Genomic DNA, 19,070 nt, shown 5'->3' on the forward strand with positions numbered 1-19,070 from the left:
CCGGGCTCGTCACCCAAGGCCTGCGCTAGCGATGAAGAGGCGGGCAGGGCCCGTAGCAAGCAATGTTCGATATCAAGTGGATCAGAGACAACCCTGACGCTTTCGACGCGGCCATGAGCCAGCGCAAGAACGTGTCCGTGCGGTCCTCCGATCTCATCGCGATCGACGAACGCCGCCGCGCCATCATCGTCAAGCTCAACGAAGCCCAGGAAAAGCGCAACAGCCTCTCCAAGCAGATCGGCCAGGCCAAGGCCCAGAAGGACGAGGCCAAGGCTCAGGCGCTGATGGCCGAGGTTGCCGCGCTCAAGGAGTACATCCCCACTGGCGAGGCCGAAGAACGCGCCGTGGAAAAGGAACTGCGCGACGCCCTCTCGGCCATCCCCAATATGGCGCTCGACGATGTGCCCTTTGGCGAGGATGAAGCCGACAATGTCGAATATTTCGGCGCCAATGGCACCGCCGAAACCGCTGCAAAGGCGCGTCCGGCCAGGCCGAGCTTTGCCTTCGCGCCCAAGGAGCATTTCGAAATCGGCGTCGCCGAAAAGGACATGGACTTCGAACTCGCCGCCAAGCTCTCCGGCAGCCGCTTCGTTGTATTGAAGGGCCAGATCGCCCGGCTCGAGCGCGCCCTGGGTCAGTTCATGCTCGATCTGCACACCACCGAGCACGGCTATCTCGAAGTCCAGCCGCCCGTTCTGGTCCGCGATGATGCCCTTTATGGCACTGGGCAGCTTCCCAAGTTTGAGGAAGATCTGTTCTTCACACCCCATGGCGAGGGTCGCTTGGCGTTGATCCCCACCGCCGAAGTGCCGATGACCAACTTCGTCCGCGAATCCATCCTTGCCGAAGAAGAACTGCCCCTGCGCTTCACGGCTCTTACGCCCTGCTTCCGCTCCGAGGCCGGCTCCGCCGGGCGCGATACGCGCGGCATGCTGCGCCAGCACCAGTTCGACAAGGTCGAGCTGGTCTCCATCACCACGCCCGAAGAATCGATCAACGAGCACGAGCGCATGCTCGCCTGCGCCGAAACCGTGCTGCATCGCCTTGGCCTGCATTATCGGGTGATGACGCTGTGCACGGGCGACATGGGCTTTGGTGCCCGCAAGACCTATGACCTTGAAGTCTGGCTTCCGGGGCAGGACACCTATCGTGAAATTTCCTCGGTTTCGGTCTGCGGTGATTTCCAGGCACGTCGCATGGATGCCCGCTATCGCCCATCCGGCGAAAAGCAGGCCCCGCGCTATGTTCACACCCTCAACGGCTCCGGTACCGCTGTCGGGCGCTGTCTGATTGCGGTGCTGGAGAACTACCAGCAGGAAGACGGCTCTGTGCTCATCCCCGAGGCGTTGCAGCCCTATATGGGCGGATTGACCTCCATCGGCGGCAAATAGATGAGCCTGCGCATCCTCATTACCAATGACGACGGTGTCGATGCGCCCGGCATCGCCATCATGGCCGATATCGCCCACGCGATGTCTGATGATGTGTGGATCGTGGCCCCGGACGGCAATCAGTCCGGAGCTGGGCATCGCTTCACCTTTGGCCGGGAACTGTCATTCGACTCCAGGGGGCCCAGGCGGTTCGCCGTCACTGGCGGCTCGCCCGCTGACTGCGTGGTTGCCGGCATGACCCATATATTGGGTGACAGGCCGGCGGACCTCGTGCTCTCGGGCGTCAACGCCGGCCAGAATCTGGGCGATATCGTCAATTGCTCGGGGACGGCAGCGGGTGCGCGCGAAGGTGTGCTGCAAGGCGCCATCGGCATCGCCATGAGCCAGTCCATGGACTACGAAGTCTCCCACAAGCCGGACTGGGCCAATGCCCGCCGCTACGGCGCCGAAGTGGTGTCGGCCATCCTGGCGGCGCATGACGGCGACGACGTCTTTTACAATGTCAATTTCCCGTTCTGCACCACCGAGGAAGTCGTCGGCCTTACTGCAGTCGCGCATCAGCGCTTCTCGCGTTCACCTATTCGCTATTATCCAAGCGACAATGAAGGCCAGTTTTTCATGGCCATCCCCGAAACACCCCAACCGCTCGATCCCGCGGCGGACTTCGAGGTCCTGCGCCGGGGTAATGCCATTACCGTGACGCCTTTCGCGCTTCAGCAGACTCATAACGGCGCCCTCAAACGGCTAGGTGGCCTCTCCCTCAAAAGGTCATAGGGGAAGCATTGCGCCTCCCGTTCATCTTTGGGGTCCAGGGCCGCCTCCTTAACCTTACCCACCTCTGAATCACCCCGATACGATTTCGCTCAAATCGCATCGACCTTAAACTCGTCTTTACCTTACCGGCGTAGCGTCAAGCTCAGTTGTTGAGTACCTGCGTACGAGTAAGCCGATGAGTATTCGCGTTTTTCCGCGGACCCATAGAAGTGCGGTCGCCGTTGCCGGTGTAATGATCGCCGCCGTTGGATTGTCCGGCTGTTCGAGCCTCGGGGGTCGCAGTTTTAGCGACAACACCGTCACGGGCTCGGTCGCGCAGTCGGCCCCCGCAACCCTCAATCAGCCCATGCCTCCGACCATAGGTGCGCCCCAGCCGGTGCAGGTTGCCAGCATGGAATTTCTGCCGCCGGCAAATGTCGGCGCAGCCTGGAACGGCGGCAATACGCTGCCAACGGCGCCGGTCAATGGCGGCTTCATGCAGCCCTCCGGTGCCACTTCGCCGATCGGAGCATCTGCCGCCACGGTGCAGACCCAGGCCCTGCCTGCATTGAGTTCGTCGTCATCTATGGGAAACACGCAAGCCATGCCTGCTCAGCAAAATCTTGCCCCGCTGCCGGCCGTTCCAGCCGCCGTCGCCATGGGCACCAATCCTTCCAGCGCCGCATTGCCGGTCAATTCCAACGTGCCGGTACAGGCCGACGCCAATGCCAATGCCTACACGCACACCATTGCGGGCGGCGAGTCGCTCTACACCATCGCGCGCAAATATGATGTGACCACTCAGGCCATCGTGCACGCCAATGGCCTGAGCTCGCCCGACAAGATCATTGTTGGCCAGAAGATCATCATTCCCGGTCGCTCCGATCTGTTGAATACTCAGCGCGTCGAAGTGGCCAGCGCCAGTCAGGACACGTCCGCGCCGGTCATGCCAGCCTCGCGACCGTCCAATCTGTCCGGGGGCAATGTCCTGCAGCAGGCGACCACCACGAAGTCCGCGCCGCCTGCGCCGGAAGTTGCGCCTTCTGGTGCCGAAGTAACCCAGGTCGCCTCTGTACCGACCACGCCGGTTCCGGCCGCTGAACCCACCGCCTCGGGCGAGAAATTCCATTGGCCCGTGTCCGGCCGTGTCATCACCGACTTCGCAGCCTCGCGCGGCACCGGCATCAACATCGATGTGCCCGAGGGGTCTTCTGTGAAGGCCGCTGAAAACGGCACTGTTATCTATGTCGGTTCTGGCGTCGAGGGCTATGGCAACCTCGTTCTGATCCGTCACCCCAATGGTTATGTCTCAGCCTATGCTCACCTGGCCTCGATGAGCGTCGCCAAGGGTGCCGTGGTCAGTCGCGGCGACACAATCGGCGCTGTGGGTCAGACCGGCTCGGTATCCAGGCCACAGCTCCACTTCGAGCTGCGCAAAGGCGCTACCCCGGTTGATCCGGTGCCACTGCTGGCAAGCTGAGGCGAATCCAGACCTCCAGATTGGAAAAGGCCGGAAGTGGTGCTCCGGCCTTTTTTGATTTGCCGTGCGTCGACAAATATCAAACGGCCTTGCCTTCTTCACCCGCCAGTGTCCGCACGAGCTGAATGGCGACCCGGCCTGAGCGGGAGCCGCGAGTGGCGGCCCATTCAATGGCCCGTGCCCGCAGCGTGTCCGCATCAATTGAGAGGCGATAATAGTCGGCATAGCCTGCGACCATGGCGAGATAGTTTTCCTGGTCGGAATTGTGAAAGCCAAGCCACAACCCGAATCGGTCAGACAAGGAAACCTTCTCCTCGACGGCCTCGCTTGGATTGATCGCAGTCGAGCGCTCATTTTCGATCATGTCACGCGGCATCAGGTGGCGGCGGTTCGAGGTGGCATAGAACAGCACATTGTCAGGCCGGCCTTCCAGACCGCCATCCAGGATCGTCTTCAAGGATTTGTAGCTGGTTTCCCCACTGTCGAAGCTTAGATCGTCACAGAAGACGATAAACCGCGCCGGCCCGGAGGCGATCGCGCGCATCAATTGGGGCAGGGACTCCAGGTCCTCCCGGGCAATTTCCACCAGCACGAGCCGCTCAAACTCCTCGCGGGCGCTGATATCGGCATGAATTGCCTTGACGAGCGAGGATTTGCCCATGCCCCTCGCACCCCATAGCAGGGCATTGTTGGCGCCATGACCGCGCGCAAACTGCTCGGTATTGGCAAGAAGAATATCGCGCACCTGATCGATGCCGCGCAGCATCGACAAGGGAACCCGGCTAACCTTGGGGATAGCCATCAACTGGCCACTTTCCCCCTGCCAATGATAGGCGTTAGCTTCTCCCAATTCGAAACGCTTGGCGCTCTCGTCCTGAGACACGGCGATTGCGATGGTCTCAAGCGCGTCCGCAATCCGGCTCAGATAGTCCTTGGTCTTCACCCTGTGGTCCTTCAGCTTTCACGCGGCAATCTGCGCGTCCTTATTGGCTTTGCAATACGCCAACCCCAAATGTATAGTCCGCGCGATTTTGGCCGGGGCGCAAGTGCAGGCAAGCCCGATAGCGTCCACCGCCTGTTGACACAGGACCGGGCCGCCCCTTCCTCCAACGCACGAAAAAAGAATCAATAAGGAGTTCGCTTGATGTTTGTAACGCCCGCCTATGCTCAGGACGCGGTTGGGGCCCCTGGTGGCATGGCTGACATCTTCATCCAGCTTATGCCGATCGCCCTTCTGGTGCTGATCTTCTGGCTTCTGATCTTCCGCCCGCAGCAGAAGCGCATGAAAGCGCAACAAGCCATGCTCTCGGCCATCCGTCGCGGTGATACCGTCGTGACCACTGGTGGCATTGTTGGGAAGGTCACCAAGGCCGTCGACGGTGAAGACCTCGAAGTTGAGGTTGCACAGGGTGTCAAGGTTAAGGTCGTGCGCGGCATGGTTGCTGATGTGCGCTCCAAGTCCGAGCCGGTCAACGACAACAAGCCCGCCTAAGGCTGGCACAGTCTGCTCGCCGGAGCCTTAGGGCTCCGGCTTTTGCTTTCAGGACGCTCTTCCATGCAGTTTTCGCCCATTCGTACCATTGTCATGTTCGCCATCATCGTGTTGGGCGTGCTCTTCGCGCTGCCCAGCATGTTGCCGCAAGCGGCACGCGACGCGCTGCCCGACTGGTTGCCGAGCGAAACCGTGGTTTTGGGTCTGGACCTGCAAGGTGGCTCGCACCTGCTGTTGCAGGTCAACGAAGAAAGCATTGTCACAGAACGCCTTGCCGATCTGCGCCGCGATGCACGCAGCATCTTGGCCAATGACAACGGCATCGGGAACATCATCACCACTGATCCGACGACCAACTCGATCACCATCGAACTGATGGATGCCAGCCAGCAGGCTACCGCCCTGACGGCCCTAGAGAATTTGCAGAACACGGTCGGCGGACAGATGTTTTCCGGCGTCGGTGGCACCAATGAGATCGCCATCGCTCCCCGTGGGGATAATCTCGTCACAGTTACGCTGACCCCCGAGGGTATCGAACAGCGCATGTCGAGCCTTGTGGCGCAGTCCATTGAGGTCGTGCGCAACCGTATCGACGAATTGGGAACAACCGAGCCGAGCATTCAACGCCAGGGTACCAACCGTCTTCTGGTCCAGGTTCCCGGTTTTGGCGATTCTACCCGCCTCAAGAACATCATTTCCCAAACGGCGCGCCTGACATTTCACATGGTCTATCCAGGCATGACCGCCGATCAGGCTGAAGCACAGGGGCTGCCCCCGGGCACCATGATCTTGCCCAGCCAGGACGGCTCGCGTGAATTGCTCTATGAAGACATCGCGCTTGGTGGTGAATCCTTGGTCGATGCACAGCCGGCCTATGACCAGCAGCGCAGTATCCCGGTTGTCAGCTTCAGGTTCGATACCCGAGGAGCGATCACCTTCGGTGAGATTACCTCCAACAATGTTGGCCAGCGCTTTGCCATCGTGCTCGACAATCAGGTCATCACCGCGCCCGTAATTCAGCAACCGATCACCGGCGGTTCTGGCCAAATCAGCGGGAGCTTCACCACCGCATCGGCCAACGACCTCGCCGTGCTGCTGCGCGGGGGCGCGCTTCCTGCCAGCCTTGATATTGTGGAGGAGCGTTCGGTCAGCGCCGGGCTTGGTGCGGACTCCATCCGCGCCGGTGTTACGGCCGGCATCATCGGCGCCATTGCGGTGGTTGTCTTCATGATGCTGGCCTATGGCCTGTTTGGTGTCTTTGCCAATCTGGCGGTGATCATCAATGTGGCGCTTATTTTGGGTGTGCTGTCCATGCTCGGGGCAACACTCACCTTGCCTGGCATTGCCGGTATCGTTCTGACCATCGGCATGGCGGTGGACTCCAATGTGCTGATTTTTGAGCGCATTCGCGAGGAGATGGCGGCTGGCCGCAGCAAGATTGCTGCCATTGAGGCGGGCTTCCAGCGCGCCATGGCCACAATTCTTGACGCGAACATCACAACGCTCATCGCGGCTGTAGTGCTGTTCTATCTTGGCTCGGGCCCGGTGCAGGGCTTTGCTGTTACGCTGGCCATCGGTATTCTGACTACGCTGTTCACGGCCTATCTCGTGACCCTGTTCATCGTCGGCCGCTGGTACAAGTGGGCGCGTCCGAAGACGTTGCGTATCCAGTTGCTGCGCATCATTCCAGACGGTACAAAAATACCGTTCATGGCTGTTCGAAGAGGTGTCATCGCCTTTTCGATAGTGGCCTCAATTCTGTCGCTGGGCTGGTTTGGCATTCACGGGCTGAACCTAGGCATCGATTTCCGTGGCGGTTCGTCCATGGAAATCCAGGCCAATGACGGCGTCGCCGAGCCCGGCAATGTTCGCGAAGCATTGTCCCAGCTTGGCCTTGGCGACGTGCAGGTGCAGGGCTTTGGTGAGGCCGACAGCCTGCTTGTGCGTGTCCAGACTCAGGATGGCGGCGCATCAGCACAGCAAGTCGCTGTTGAAGAGGTTCGACTGGCTGTCGAGGCACTCGACTACACCATGCGCGGTACCGAGACGGTTGGACCGACCGTTTCGAGTGAGCTGGCCATGACAGGCGCTATTGGCCTTGGCGTGGCCCTGCTGGGCATTCTGGTTTATCTCTGGTTCCGCTTTGAGTGGCAATTTGCCGTTGGCGCCATCATCTCGACGGCGCACGACGTCATCCTCACCATCGGCCTGTTTGCTTTTGTAGGGCTCGAGTTCAATGCCTCCAGCATCGCGGCGATCCTGACCATTGTTGGCTATTCTCTCAACGATACGGTCGTGGTCTACGATCGAATCCGCGAGTACCGTATGAAGTACAAGAAGGTGGCCCTGGCTGAGATCATTGATATCGCCATCAACTCCACCTTGCCGCGCACCATCCTGACTGGAACTACGACTTTCCTGGCGCTCATGGCCCTGGTGGTTTTTGGTGGAGAAGTCATTCGCAGCTTCACCATCTCCATGGCCTGGGGCGTTCTGGTTGGCACCTATTCGTCCATCTTTATCGCCGCACCCATCCTGATCTATCTCGGTCTGACTTCTCGGGCCGATCAGGCAGATGGAGGCAAGGACGTGACTGATGCCGAAGAATCCTCGGACAGTGCTGCAGGCTGATCGTTCATGAGCGCCCTCGAAAAAGGTCGCTTTCCGCGCCAAGTGGGCATTGATGCCTATGGCAATGGCGGCTTCCGCTTTGCCGAAATGTCCCACAAGGGATCCCTGCTTTGTCTGCCCGAGGGTATGCAAAGCTGGGGCGTGACCTCGGCTGATGCACTGACGCTTGAGAGCCTGAGCCCCGTTCTGGCTCAGGCGTCAAAACTTGATGTCCTCCTGATCGGTCTGGGGACGGATATTGTGGCCATCGATCCGGCAATTCGTCAGGCGCTCCGCGATCACAGGATCATTATCGAGGCAACTCAGACCGGCGGCGCCGTGCGGACTTACAATGTCCTGCTGGCCGAGGAACGCGCAGTCGGTGCGGCGCTTATCGCCGTGGAAAAGGCCCGCTGATGGCGGGCGAGAGCTTCGACTTTGCCGCGCAAGCCTTGCGCCAGGGGGATCGCGACCGCTATCTTGCAACTCTCGTCTTGCCTGCCGCGGCGCGTCCGGGTGTCACCGCGCTTTACGCCTTCAATACGGATATCGCCACCGTACGGGACCGCGTTTCCGGTCCACAACCGGGCGAAATCCGGCTGCAATGGTGGAGCGACGCCATAACGGGGCAGGGGCACGGTGCCGTGCAACAGAACCCCTTGGCCGCCTCCCTTCTTGAAACGCTTGAGCGCTACCAATTGCCGACAGGTACCCTGCTGCGCCTGATCGGAGCGCGCCGCTTCGATCTCTATGACGATCCCATGCCCGATCTGGAAACCTTTGAAGGCTACGCCGGGGAGACCGCCTCGACGCTGTTCCAGCTCGCCGCCATGATCCTAAACGAGGGCGAGCCGGTCGAGCCGGGTGATGCTGCCGGTCATCTTGGGGTCGGCCAGGCCATGATCGGTCATCTTCGCGCCTTTGGCTTTGTCTCGGCGCAAGGCCGCATCATGCTGCCCTGGTCGATCCTGGAAGCCAACGGTGTGCGAGAGGAAGAAATATTTGCCGGTCAGGAGAGCGAGGGGCTGCACGCGGCCCTGAGTCAGATTGCTGAACTGGCACGCGACCATCTGGACAAGGCGCGGCTGGCCATAGCCCAATTGCCGTCTCCACTGCGTCCGGCCTTTGCCGTTCTACCGGTCCTTGAGGCGCAACTCGAGCTTTGGCAAAAGCAAAGCACCAACCTCTACGCGGCCCCACAGGATGATGCCGACTGGCGCAAGATTGCGCGCCTCGCCTGGTGGACGCTGCAGAACCGATAGAGCCTGCCGGGCTTCACATTTCCGCTTCACTATCGGCGATTGCGGCAAACGTCCCAACCATCCGTGCCGCGATCTGCTCGTTTGACAGGACCTGGGCGGTGACGGTCAGCCGCGCCTTGCCGTGCCGGTCCAATTGGCGGGAAAAGCGATCCCAATCCAGTCCGTCGAGCCGTGCGATCGCCCGTGCCGAGCCAGAAACGGGTCTCAGATAGTCTATTTCAGAACGGCTGACCACGAGTTCGCCGGCGAACTGCTCCTCCTCGAGCCGAAGATGCACGACCGACCACGCCGCCAACAGCGCAAGGGTGGCAATGCTGCCGCCAAACATGGTGCCGTGGACATTGAGATTGGGGGGCAGGGGCGCTTCAAGTACGACTTCTGTGCTGCTGGCCGAGACAACTGAAACAGCCATCGACCGCGAAAGCGGCATGTGGGTGCAAAGGTACTCGGCCAGCGCCGAAGCCGTCATGCCCAGGCCCTGAGGTCATCAAGCGCCCGGCTCGTGATGGCCCGTCGTTTGGCAATAGTCCTTTCCGGGCCGCGCCAGCGCTTCACGCCTTCGGGCTTGCTGACCGTCACCTCCGGAAACAGGCCAAAATTGACGTTCATCGGTTGGAAGCTGCGTGCGCCGCTATAGCTCTCTGCCTCGATGTGCCCGCCGGTAATGTGGCCAATCAAGGCGCCCAGCGCCGTCGTGGCCGGCGGAATTGCAAGCGATCCCCCCAGCGCCTCGGCGGCTGTCATCCGGCCAGTGATCAACCCGACCGCGGCGCTTTCCACATAACCTTCGACGCCCGTCACCTGTCCGGCAAAGCGAATGCGTGGATCAACTTTCAGCTTGAGATCCGGCGCCAACACCTTGGGCGAATTGATGAATGTATTCCGGTGCAACCCGCCAAGCCGCGCAAACTGCGCGTTCTCCAGCCCCGGAATCATGCGGAAGATTTCTGCCTGGATGCCGTAGCGCATCTTGGTCTGGAACCCGACCATGTTCCACAGCGTACCCAGCGCATTGTCCTGCCGTAGCTGCACAATGGCATAGGGTTTGACCGTCGGATTCCGCGGATTTGTCAGGCCCACCGGCTTCATCGGGCCGTGGCGCAAGGTTTCCACCCCGCGCTCTGCCATCACCTCAATCGGCAGGCAGCCATCGAAATAGGGGACCTTTTCCCAATCCTTGAATTCGTGCAGAGGCGCGCTCTTCAGAGCCTCGACAAAGGCGAAGTACTGATCCTGGTCCATTGGCAGGTTCAGATAATCCGCTCCCGTACCGCCCGGCCCGACCTTGTCATAGCGCGATTGTTTCCAGGCGATGTCGTGGTTGATGCTGTCATAGTGCACGATCGGCGCGATCGCGTCGAAAAAGGCCAGCGAATCCTCGCCTGTCTTTTCCAGGACGGCCTCGGCCAGCGCCGGAGAGGTCAAGGGACCCGTCGCAATGATTACGTGCTGCCACTCGCTCGGTGGCCAGCCGGCGATTTCCTCGCGCACAATGCTGATATTAGGGTGGTTTGATATCACCTCTGTCACCGCGCGCGAAAACCCGTGCCGGTCGACGGCAAGGGCACCACCTGCCGGCAATTTGTGCTGGTCAGCCGCGTGCATGATGACCGAGTTGCAGCGCCGCATCTCTTCGTGCAGCAACCCGACGGCGTTCTGCTCATGGTCATCCGAGCGGAAAGAGTTGGAACAGACCAGTTCCGCCAGTTCGTCGGTTTGGTGCGCGTCGGTCTCCCGCACGCCCCGCATCTCGTGGAGTATGACCTTGGCACCGGACTCTGCGGCCTGCCATGCGGCTTCGGATCCGGCCAGGCCACCGCCGATAATGTGAATGGGTTCATGTGACATGGCGAGCCAGATACCAAGCCCGCGGGCTTGGAGCAATCGGCGTTTTCGCGTGTCCGGAGCACGAGAGCTCCGAAAACAAAAACGCCCGCATCTCAAAGAGAGGCGAGCGTTCGGTTTACGATGTTTGAGCCGTCGATGTTATAGAGCGTCGGCATGATTGCGAGCAACGCGGCTGATGTCGGTGCGCGAGATGCCCAGGTCATTGAGCTGGCGGTTGTCGAGAGCGGCAAGCTCACGGACGGTCTGCTGGTAGGCGGCCCATTTCTTGAAGGTCTTACGAATGTCCATCGGATGTCTCCTGTTGTTTACGAACAGAGATATAGGTCCACTTATCTCCAGTGAGGAGATAGAGAATGGTCAAACTAGCTATGCAATTGGTGCAAGGCTTGGGCAGTGCCTGTTAAGTAGCCATTCATGGATCGGGCAAGAAGAAGGCCGCCGGATGGTCAACCGGCGGCCGCCTGAAATAGGTTTGCGTGGTTCGGAAAGTCAGCGGTCGAAAAGGGACCGCGTCATTTTGGAGAAGTCAGGGCCAGAAATCCCCAGCAGATCGGCGTCTCGCGTTGAAGGAACGTCCATTTCCCGCAACGCTTGCTTGACATCGACCAGACGCTTTAAGCGCCAGACGGCTCGCACAAACATGGGTCGAATCCCTTTTGGTTGATCGCGATGCATGGGGAGGATGCACGTCTAGTCCGGGCCCAGCTAGCGTCGCGCGGACACCCCCTGCATGCGTCAAGCGCATGGAAAGTTCATAGAAATGACGCAATAGCCGTGCTGGGCGGTGACCATGCGCAATTCTGGGACTGTTGGATTGAGGTATTCCCCATGCGTCCACCATGATTTCCCTTGTGTCATCGGCCCCAAATCAACACACTCCGGCAACTGATTTGAGGATTCGATGGTGCGGCAAGGCGCGCATGTCATTGTTGTGGGCAATGAGAAGGGTGGTTCGGGCAAGTCGACCACCGCCTTCCATCTGGCCGTGTACCTGCTCTACCAGGGCCACAAGGTGGCCTCTATCGATGTCGACAGCCGCCAGCAGACTCTGACGCACTATGTGCGCAATCGACGGGACTGGGCGCGGGCCAAAGGCCTCAGCGTGCCGCACACGACGCACTATCATCTTCCGCTGGCCCGCGGTGACTCGGCCCGCGAAAACCATCGTATCGAGTTCGACCTGTTTCGTCAGGCCATTGGCGAGGTCGAGGGCACGGCCGATTTCATCGTTATCGACACCCCAGGCTTTGATACCAATCTGGCGCGTTTGGCCCATTCCCTCGCCGATACCTTGATCACACCGGTCAATGACAGCCTGATCGACCTCAGCGTTATGGCCCAGGTTGACCCGGTGACTGGAGAGCCCCGTGAATTGAGCCATTATGCAAGGCTGGTGCAACGCGCGCGGTCCGAACGCCTGGCCATTGATGGTCGTAATATCGACTGGGTTCTGGTCCGCAACCGCATCTCGATGCTCTCATCAAGAAACATGCGTCAAGTGCAGACCATGCTCGAGCGCATCGCCATGCGGCTTGGCTGCCGCGTTGCCGATGGTATTGCCGAGCGGGTTATTTTCCGCTCACTTTTCGCCACGGGGATGACCGTGTTCGACCCCCTGGACGATGAACTGCTGGGTGGTGTGCCATCCATGTCGCATATGAGCGCGCGGCAGGAATATCGTTCGCTGGTCAACGCGCTAAACCTGCCGGCCAGTCGGCGTGCCGAGGCGCGCAGGGAAGTTCTCGCACGGCCGCCGCGTGACGTGAACCGCTTCAGCCATATGGCCCACAACGATTCCTGAACCCGCGATTAGCCGCGCGCATAGGCAATCTTGCGTGAATTGTCCGCAGCCACGGTTGACTCGCGGGCGTCATAGATCGCCCGGGCCTCGACAATGGCCCCATGGTTTTCCGCTGACCAGTCCCACAAGGCACTGATCGGCACCTGCAGGGTCTTGCCCAGTTCGGTCAGACTGTATTCTACCCGCGGCGGAACCTCGGGATAGATGGTGCGCGTCACCAACCCGTCACGCTCCAGATTGCGTAACGTCAGAGTCAGCATGCGTTGGGAAACGCCATTGATCAGGCGCTTGAGTTCGTTGAAACGCAGGATTTCGTTCTGGCCCAACATGCCGACGACCAGGACGCTCCACTTGTCGCCAATGCGGTTCAGCACATCCGACATGGCCGAGCAATTGGAGTGCTGCGAAGTATCGGTAAGTGACATCTATGTGCCTCCTTGTCTGCGTAACCCAGTCACTAATATAGACACAGTTACTAGTCTATACCAGGGTGCAACGCAATCGGGAGGAGATATGCCATGAGTGGATCAGATACAAAGAAGGGTTGGAACATCGCGCTATGGGTTGGCCAGGCCCTGCTGGCCGGCGTCTATGTGATGGCCGGGTTCATGAAGGTAAGCCAGCCCATCGACGCCTTGGTGGCGTCGGGCCTCACTTATGCCGGCGACTACCCCGAATTGCTGACCAGATTTGTCGGCACCATTGAAATTCTGGGCGCCATCGGCATCATCCTGCCGGCTGCTACCCGTACCCTGCCTGGTCTGACGCCCCTGGCAGCGGTTGGTTTTTCGGTGATTCAGGTTCTGGCATTTGGACTGCACACAATGCGTGGCGAATACGGCGTTCTGCCGGTCAACATTGTCCTGCTGGCGTTGTCGCTTTTCGTTCTTTGGGGGCGCTTGCTTAAGGCGCCAGTCACCGCTCGCAGCGCATAACACTCGGCCAAATCCGACAATTGGCACCGAGACTTTACGACGGTCCAACCGATGGCGCTCCGGCGTGGTGCTCGGCAGCATAAAGGCCGAGATAGAAGTCAAGGTCTCCGGTGCGCAGCCCCAGCGCTTCCAAAACTGCCCCCATGAAACTCACGGGTGCGGTTCCCGGCGCGGTGATGATGCCGCGATCAAGAATGGCCCTTGGGGACCCGATAAAGAACGCGCCCCCGCCATATCCAGTCTGTGGCAGGCTCTCGGGACCATTCGCCGTGTGGCGCCTGTCATCGAGCAGTCCGGCACGGGCCAGCGGAATGACACCGTCGCAGATCCCGCCAATCACCACGCCCGCCGCCTGGGCAGATTGCAGCAATTTGGTCAGGTCGGGGCCGTCCGGCTGTTGCCAGATGCTACCGCCATTGACCAGCAGGGCGTCGTAGTCGGTGGGATTGATCTCTTCGATGGCAAGCTGGGGCGCCAGCCTTAGTCCACCTGCGGACGTGACCGGTTCGCCGCCGGGCGTCGCAAAGCGGGTGTCGAGCCGGTAATATTCTCGTGCGCCGGCATTGAGCAATGCGGTTTCCCAATCGGCGAAGCCGGGCGTCAGTATCGTCAGCAAGGTGGTCATCATCTGTCTCCATTTCGTTGATGCAACGGTGTACCTGTGGTGTGACAGGCCGTGTCAGCACCTTCACATGGCTGTCAGGTGCCCGGGCCTCGCTTGAGCTTGCCTGGATCGGCTGGTATGAGGGGCCCGCTTTCCGAAATGCCGTATGGAGTCGCTCCACCTTGCTGCTTGTCCGTCGATTGCTGCTCGCCCTGGTCCTGACCTTTGCCGGCCTGAACCAGGCCTGGGCCAATCCAATGCTGCTGGTTGATCGTGCGACCTTACAAGTGCTCTATGCGGAAGAGGCCGGCCAGCCTTGGCATCCCGCCTCGCTGACGAAGCTGATGACGGCCTATGTGACCTTCGAGGAACTGGCCAAGGGCACGGTAACCCTTGATACGCCGGTGACCATTTCGCGCAATGCCTATAACCAGGCGCCGAGCAAATCCGGCCTCAAGATCGACAGCACCGTATCCCTCAAGGACGCGCTTTACATTCTAGTGGTCAAATCGGCCAATGACATTGCTGTCGCCATCGCCGAAACGGTCGGTGGCAGCGAGTCAGACTTCGTCGCCAAGATGAACGAGACCGCCGGGCGCATGGGGCTGACAGCTACCAATTTTGTCAATCCGCACGGACTGCATGACCCGCGCCAGGTCTCCTCGGCGCGCGACATGGCCATTATCGCGCTCTATATCGAGCAGAGTTTCCCGCAATACATGCCCATGTTCCGCACTGGCGTGGTCAATCTGGGCAAGGCGCGCCACGAATCCAACAACGGCCTTCTCGAAGGCTTTGCCGGGACCACCGGCATGAAAACGGGCTATGTCTGCGCGTCCGGCCTCAATATCGTCGCTACGGTCAATCGCAATGGGCGCCAGCTTCTGGCGGTGGTGCTGGGCGGCTCATCCGGTCGCGAACGCAATGAACGAGCTGCCGAACTGTTTCTCAATGCCCTTGGCGGCCGATTGCAACCGACCGGTCAGAGCGTGTTGTCGCTTGCCAATGCCGTCGGCGCCGCGCCTGTCGACATGCGACCTCTGATCTGCGGCAAGGACGCCAAGGAATATGTGGCGGCCCAGGAAGCGGCCTTCCCGATGGGCCTGAAAGACCAACCCTCTTATTTGACCGAAGAGCTCGCTGTTGTCGAATACACTGCCATCGATCTTGGCCGCATCCGCACCGGCATTGCCCTGCCGCGGCCCCGTCCGGCGCACATGCCGATCTTCGGCACGCCCGCGCCGGTCGAAAGCGCTGCTATCGAGAACGTCCTGCGCCCCGGCCTGACTGCCGGCGGCCTCGATATCGCCCTGCCGCGTCCGCGTCCCGCCGATCTCTAGGCCGGGCTGGCGGCCCCAACGGTCACTGTAAACTCCATGTGGTCTTCGGCCGTCGCCACGGCGCAATCGTGCCCGTTCTGCCGGCAATGCAGCGGAATATCGATCCGCGCCATCGGATCACTCGCCAGCACCACGATTGTTGTCCCCTTTGTCGCGTCGGTCAGGCGCTTTTCGAGCTTAAGAACGGGCAGGGGACATTTCAGCCCCCTGGCGTCAATCGTTTTGACCTCAGTTGCCAAGGACCAGCACCCAATAGACGCCGTAGCTTGATGATGGATTATAGGCCACGGCAACGCCGGCCTTGCTCGCCGGGGCAGCCAGGCCAACAGCGTCGGCGGCGTTGTTGCGCCAACCCGAGAACGTCTCGGCAAAGCTGGAATAGCCGGCGCTCAATTTCATCTGCACCAATGCCTGCGGCTTGGTCGGAGCAGCGCCGGTCTGCGCATATTGACTGGCCAGCGCCTGTGCCGTCGCATTCAGGCCTGAATCCGCAGTCAGTGGCGCCACGCCGCGGGTCGCACGATAGGCATTGATCAGGCCGATGGCCTGCTGTGAATCAAGCCGCGCATTGGGCTGGTCCATACGCGCGGACAGCGCCGGGGCCAACGCGGCCGGTGCCGTCGCGCCGCCAAATGAGGAGCAGGCGGCAAGCGCCAGAACCGTTCCCGCCGCCGCCGCGCTTTTTGCCAGCTTGCTGATGATCTTCGACATGTTTTTCCTTCCGGGAGAAATCCGGGCGTCCTGGCTTCTAGCAGTCAACACCTTCGCCCGCATTAACGGCGTGGGGGTGGATGAAACTGGAGTGGCGCTTAGAAAATCCTGAATTGGACACCTGGGCTGGCCTTAACCAATGGCAGTGAGAAGACAGCGCAAAAGGGGCAGCATTGTGAGCCGGATCGATCCTGAACGACGCTTGTCGCACCCTCAGCCGCCACGGTCCTTGCCGCCCGCTATCTCACAACCGGCATGATCCGGGTGACATTTGGCGGGCTGGAACTGTCGGACTTCCCGGAAACCGGCATTGCGGACGAATATCTGCGCCTTTTCTTCCCCGATCCGGATACCGGCCACTTGCATCTGCCCCATATCGATGAGGAAGGGCGTTGGACCTACCCCGTTGGAGGCCGAGAGGCGATCCGGTGTTCGACATACACCGTTCGCCGTCACCGTCGGGATGACGGGCAAGTCGATATCGATTTCGTGGTGCACAAGGGCGGTCTCGCCAGTGAATGGGCGCAGCAGGCAAAGCCCGGTAACACGATTACCGTTAACCGCCCGCGTGGCCTCTATGCCCCGCCCAGGGACGTCACCTGGCAATTGCTGGTTGCAGACGCCACTGGTTTGCCGACACTGGCCCGCATTCTCGAGCAAACGCCGGCTCAGGTACAGTCCCGGGTCTTTGTCGAAGTGGCGGAGGTCGAGCACGAACAAAAATTGCCGCATCACCCCAAGGCCACGATCACCTGGCTGCACAAGAGCGGCAATGGCGCCGCGCCCATCCGCATGGAAGATGTCGTGCGCGCCGTGCCCCCTGCCTTCGGGCAGCGGCTATGTCTGGGTCGCCGGGGAACAGCGCGTCGTCCGGGCCATTCGCAAATATGTGCGCCATGAGTTGAAGCTACCGCCCGAGCGGTACCAACTGGTTGGCTACTGGACCCAAGAAGGCGAAGCCTGGGAGGCAAAGTGGGAAGCCTTGCCCGACGCGGTCAAGCACGCCATCGAGGCTGGCTGGGCCTCGGATTGGGACCGGGAAGACCTGCGCGACGAATATGACGCAACCTTGGAAAAGTTCGGGCTCTGATCCTGCTTGCCCACTTGCCGCGCAGGCGATACCAGCGCTGCATGACAAGACTGGGCTTTCTGGGTGCCATGAATCGCGATCTCGTCGTGCAGCAGGACTGCGCGACGGTCCTCGATGCCCTCCGCATTGATGGTTCTCCCTTGGTCGAAACACCCGTTTCCGACGAGGAGGCGCAGCGCGGGGTCGAGCTGCTGCAGCGTCTTGGCGCTGCCGACTATCTCGGCGGCTCCGCCTTCAATGCCGCCCGTGTAGCGGCTCGGCTCAATGGCAACCATGAGATTGATCTGGCCTTTTTCGGTGTTGCTGGCACACTGGGGCAATCCCGGCCGCATCTCGAGGCTCTCGACGGCTGGGGGGTCGACGCGTCGGGCGTAGAAACAAGTGCGGTCCCGCCAGCCACCTGCCTTGCCATCGTCGAACAGGCCGGCCGCACACTTCTGACCGCCCATGGCGCCAATGCCGCCATCGCAAACTGGCTGGAACGCGAGCAGGCGGCTTTGGCCGCTGCCATCGCCCGCTGCGACGCCATCCACGTCACCTCATACCTCGATCCGGCATCGCCTGAATTGATCGCCCGGATCCTGCAACGCGCCCGCATCGACAATCCGGAGCTGATCGTGTCGCTCGACCCCGGCATGGCCTGGATTGCGCCGGGTGGAGACGGGTTCGCCCGCCTTTTGGCCCAGACCAACATACTGCACCTCAATAGCGAGGAGTTCACACGTCTCCTGGGAAAGGCAAGCCCGGCCGAAATTGGCGCTGGTCTGCAGCCCGGCTGGCTGCTCGTTGCAAGGACGCATGAGTGTGTGACGCTGCATTCGGAGAAAGGCTCTGCCACCTATGCCCCCGAGCTACAGAACAGAGAGGTCAGGGATGCGACCGGGGCAGGGGATACGTTTTGTGGGGCATTTCTTTGGTCCTATTGTCAGGACATGACCCGCCCACAACGGGCGGTGGCTCTGGGCTTTGCCCTGGCGCGCCACAAGGTTGGCATGGCCGGACCACTCACCCTGGCAGACGCTATTCGGCGCGAGATCGTCACAAAGATAGAGAGGGCGGAATGGTGATCCCGACGCGATTCGAACGCGTGACCCCAGGATTAGGAATCCTGTGCTCTATCCTGCTGAGCTACGGGACCAGCCGAGGATCGACGTACCAGCAGGGGGCAGGAGTTGCAAGATGGCGAAGATGAATGCCAGCCATGGGTAATGATGTAGTGCCATTCATTCTCTTCCCCGATGACCGCTTTCACGCCGCCGCAGCGCCCGCCGCAGTGGACTCGGCGCTCATGCAAATCGGGACGAAACTGCTGGACGCCGCGCAGGCAGCGCAGGCCTATGGGCTGGCGGCAGTCCATATCGGCATGCTGGCCCCTGTCGCAGTTGTTAGCATCGTCCCACCACCCGGCCGCGATTATCGCGTTCTGTTCAATCCGCGCGTCATCGAAACCGGGGGCGACCCGGTCTCTGGCAAGGAAGGATCGGTGTCCATGCCCGGTGTCGAGGTCGAGATCACGCGACCCAGCTTTGCCCGGATCGGCTTTGAAGACGAAGCCGGCGCCATAGTGGAGTTGGAGTTGACCGGGTTCCCCGCCCGCGTTGTCCAGCATGAGATCGACCAGGTGAATGGAATCTTTTTCCTAGATCGGCTGTCACGGCTCAAGCGCGAAGCGGCCATCAAGCGATATGCCAAGCTCACGCGCCGCATGGGTTGATCCGGGGGTGCCGTTTCGCTAAACGGTGCCCCACACACA

At 60.7% G+C, this 19,070-nt stretch carries 22 protein-coding genes and 1 tRNA gene; 14 read left to right on the forward strand and 9 right to left on the reverse strand.

What is annotated here, in order from left to right; genetic code table 11:
• Positions 1-62 precede the first annotated feature (62 nt).
• From serS to GO014_RS03110, 3 genes are all read left to right on the forward strand, one after another.
• Positions 63-1,391 carry a serine--tRNA ligase gene (gene serS, locus GO014_RS03100; RefSeq protein ID WP_157289080.1) on the forward strand — a complete coding sequence of 443 codons (1,329 nt, stop codon included), beginning with the start codon at positions 63-65 and terminating at the stop codon, positions 1,389-1,391.
• Positions 1,392-2,165 carry a 5'/3'-nucleotidase SurE gene (surE, locus tag GO014_RS03105; RefSeq protein ID WP_157289081.1) on the forward strand — a complete coding sequence of 258 codons (774 nt, stop codon included), beginning with the start codon at positions 1,392-1,394 and terminating at the stop codon, positions 2,163-2,165.
• Between the two features lie 175 nt (positions 2,166-2,340).
• Positions 2,341-3,624, forward strand: coding sequence for a peptidoglycan DD-metalloendopeptidase family protein (locus GO014_RS03110; RefSeq protein ID WP_157289082.1), 1,284 nt, complete (start codon positions 2,341-2,343; stop codon positions 3,622-3,624).
• A 79-nt stretch (positions 3,625-3,703) separates the two neighbouring features.
• Here GO014_RS03110 and GO014_RS03115 read toward each other — a convergent pair whose 3' ends face one another.
• Positions 3,704-4,567, reverse strand: a complete 864-nt coding sequence (locus tag GO014_RS03115; protein WP_343030738.1) for an ATP-binding protein — start codon at positions 4,565-4,567, stop codon at positions 3,704-3,706.
• A gap of 201 nt (positions 4,568-4,768) precedes the next feature.
• Between GO014_RS03115 and yajC the strand changes: the two genes are divergently transcribed.
• From yajC to GO014_RS03135, 4 genes are all read left to right on the forward strand, one after another.
• Complete coding sequence (gene yajC, locus GO014_RS03120; RefSeq protein ID WP_116590279.1) at positions 4,769-5,116, forward strand: preprotein translocase subunit YajC; 348 nt, start codon at positions 4,769-4,771, stop codon at positions 5,114-5,116.
• A 63-nt stretch (positions 5,117-5,179) separates the two neighbouring features.
• The gene (gene secD, locus GO014_RS03125) at positions 5,180-7,747 is read left to right on the forward strand and encodes a protein translocase subunit SecD (protein WP_116590280.1); all 2,568 of its coding nucleotides are present in this window, start codon (positions 5,180-5,182) and stop codon (positions 7,745-7,747) included.
• Between the two features lie 6 nt (positions 7,748-7,753).
• A complete protein-coding gene (locus GO014_RS03130) occupies positions 7,754-8,143 on the forward strand; it encodes an Mth938-like domain-containing protein (protein ID WP_157289083.1) in 390 nt (129 codons plus the stop codon).
• On the forward strand, positions 8,143-8,988 hold the full coding sequence (locus tag GO014_RS03135) for a phytoene/squalene synthase family protein (protein WP_157289084.1): 846 nt from the start codon (positions 8,143-8,145) through the stop codon (positions 8,986-8,988). The genes GO014_RS03130 and GO014_RS03135 overlap by 1 nt, the downstream gene beginning before the upstream one ends.
• 13 nt (positions 8,989-9,001) lie before the next feature.
• Here GO014_RS03135 and GO014_RS03140 read toward each other — a convergent pair whose 3' ends face one another.
• The 3 genes from GO014_RS03140 to GO014_RS03150 form a co-directional block, all read right to left on the reverse strand.
• Entirely contained in the window at positions 9,002-9,457 is a 456-nt protein-coding gene (locus GO014_RS03140; RefSeq protein WP_157289085.1) for a YiiD C-terminal domain-containing protein, read from the reverse strand.
• The gene (trmFO, locus tag GO014_RS03145) at positions 9,454-10,836 is read right to left on the reverse strand and encodes a methylenetetrahydrofolate--tRNA-(uracil(54)-C(5))-methyltransferase (FADH(2)-oxidizing) TrmFO (protein ID WP_157289086.1); all 1,383 of its coding nucleotides are present in this window, start codon (positions 10,834-10,836) and stop codon (positions 9,454-9,456) included. Before trmFO ends, GO014_RS03140 begins: the two co-directional genes overlap by 4 nt.
• Before the next feature lie 138 nt (positions 10,837-10,974).
• Positions 10,975-11,124, reverse strand: coding sequence for a DUF1127 domain-containing protein (locus tag GO014_RS03150; RefSeq protein WP_104894474.1), 150 nt, complete (start codon positions 11,122-11,124; stop codon positions 10,975-10,977).
• A gap of 613 nt (positions 11,125-11,737) precedes the next feature.
• Between GO014_RS03150 and GO014_RS03155 the strand changes: the two genes are divergently transcribed.
• Positions 11,738-12,637 (forward strand): division plane positioning ATPase MipZ, encoded by a 900-nt coding sequence (locus GO014_RS03155; RefSeq protein ID WP_157289087.1) that lies wholly within the window; start codon positions 11,738-11,740, stop codon positions 12,635-12,637.
• Positions 12,638-12,645: 8 nt separating this feature from the next.
• Here GO014_RS03155 and GO014_RS03160 read toward each other — a convergent pair whose 3' ends face one another.
• Positions 12,646-13,062, reverse strand: coding sequence for a winged helix-turn-helix transcriptional regulator (locus tag GO014_RS03160; RefSeq protein WP_116590286.1), 417 nt, complete (start codon positions 13,060-13,062; stop codon positions 12,646-12,648).
• Positions 13,063-13,155: 93 nt separating this feature from the next.
• On the opposite strand from GO014_RS03160, the gene GO014_RS03165 reads away from it, so the two are divergent.
• On the forward strand, positions 13,156-13,572 hold the full coding sequence (locus tag GO014_RS03165) for a DoxX family protein (RefSeq protein WP_157289088.1): 417 nt from the start codon (positions 13,156-13,158) through the stop codon (positions 13,570-13,572).
• Between the two features lie 34 nt (positions 13,573-13,606).
• Here the strand turns inward: GO014_RS03165 and GO014_RS03170 are convergent, their stop codons facing one another.
• On the reverse strand, positions 13,607-14,197 hold the full coding sequence (locus tag GO014_RS03170) for a DJ-1/PfpI family protein (protein WP_157289089.1): 591 nt from the start codon (positions 14,195-14,197) through the stop codon (positions 13,607-13,609).
• A 161-nt stretch (positions 14,198-14,358) separates the two neighbouring features.
• On the opposite strand from GO014_RS03170, the gene GO014_RS03175 reads away from it, so the two are divergent.
• A complete protein-coding gene (locus tag GO014_RS03175) occupies positions 14,359-15,516 on the forward strand; it encodes a D-alanyl-D-alanine carboxypeptidase family protein (protein WP_157289090.1) in 1,158 nt (385 codons plus the stop codon).
• Here GO014_RS03175 and GO014_RS03180 read toward each other — a convergent pair.
• Both GO014_RS03180 and GO014_RS03185 read right to left on the reverse strand, forming a co-directional pair.
• A complete protein-coding gene (locus GO014_RS03180; RefSeq protein WP_116590289.1) occupies positions 15,513-15,755 on the reverse strand; it encodes a sulfurtransferase TusA family protein in 243 nt (80 codons plus the stop codon). The genes GO014_RS03175 and GO014_RS03180 overlap by 4 nt on opposite strands.
• Positions 15,745-16,227, reverse strand: coding sequence for a CAP domain-containing protein (locus GO014_RS03185; protein WP_157289091.1), 483 nt, complete (start codon positions 16,225-16,227; stop codon positions 15,745-15,747). The genes GO014_RS03180 and GO014_RS03185 overlap by 11 nt, the downstream gene beginning before the upstream one ends.
• 255 nt (positions 16,228-16,482) lie before the next feature.
• Here GO014_RS03185 and GO014_RS03190 point away from each other — a divergent pair, with 255 nt between their 5' ends.
• From GO014_RS03190 to GO014_RS03195, 3 genes are read left to right on the forward strand one after another with little or no spacing between them, the layout of a single operon-like run.
• The gene (locus tag GO014_RS03190) at positions 16,483-17,127 is read left to right on the forward strand and encodes a siderophore-interacting protein (RefSeq protein ID WP_246204361.1); all 645 of its coding nucleotides are present in this window, start codon (positions 16,483-16,485) and stop codon (positions 17,125-17,127) included.
• The gene (locus GO014_RS19595) at positions 17,027-17,317 is read left to right on the forward strand and encodes an SIP domain-containing protein (protein ID WP_425482050.1); all 291 of its coding nucleotides are present in this window, start codon (positions 17,027-17,029) and stop codon (positions 17,315-17,317) included. The genes GO014_RS03190 and GO014_RS19595 overlap by 101 nt, the downstream gene beginning before the upstream one ends.
• Positions 17,318-17,358: 41 nt before the next feature.
• Complete coding sequence (locus GO014_RS03195) at positions 17,359-18,384, forward strand: carbohydrate kinase family protein (protein WP_157289092.1); 1,026 nt, start codon at positions 17,359-17,361, stop codon at positions 18,382-18,384.
• Here the strand turns inward: GO014_RS03195 and GO014_RS03200 are convergent.
• A tRNA-Arg gene (locus GO014_RS03200) sits at positions 18,379-18,455 on the reverse strand. The two genes, GO014_RS03195 and GO014_RS03200, sit on opposite strands and share 6 nt — an antisense overlap.
• 63 nt (positions 18,456-18,518) lie before the next feature.
• Here GO014_RS03200 and GO014_RS03205 point away from each other — a divergent pair.
• On the forward strand, positions 18,519-19,031 hold the full coding sequence (locus GO014_RS03205; RefSeq protein ID WP_157289093.1) for a peptide deformylase: 513 nt from the start codon (positions 18,519-18,521) through the stop codon (positions 19,029-19,031).
• The last annotated feature ends 39 nt before the right edge of the window (positions 19,032-19,070 follow it).

The organism is Devosia marina (assembly GCF_009758415.1).
GTDB classification, from domain to species: Bacteria; Pseudomonadota; Alphaproteobacteria; order Rhizobiales; family Devosiaceae; genus Devosia; species Devosia marina.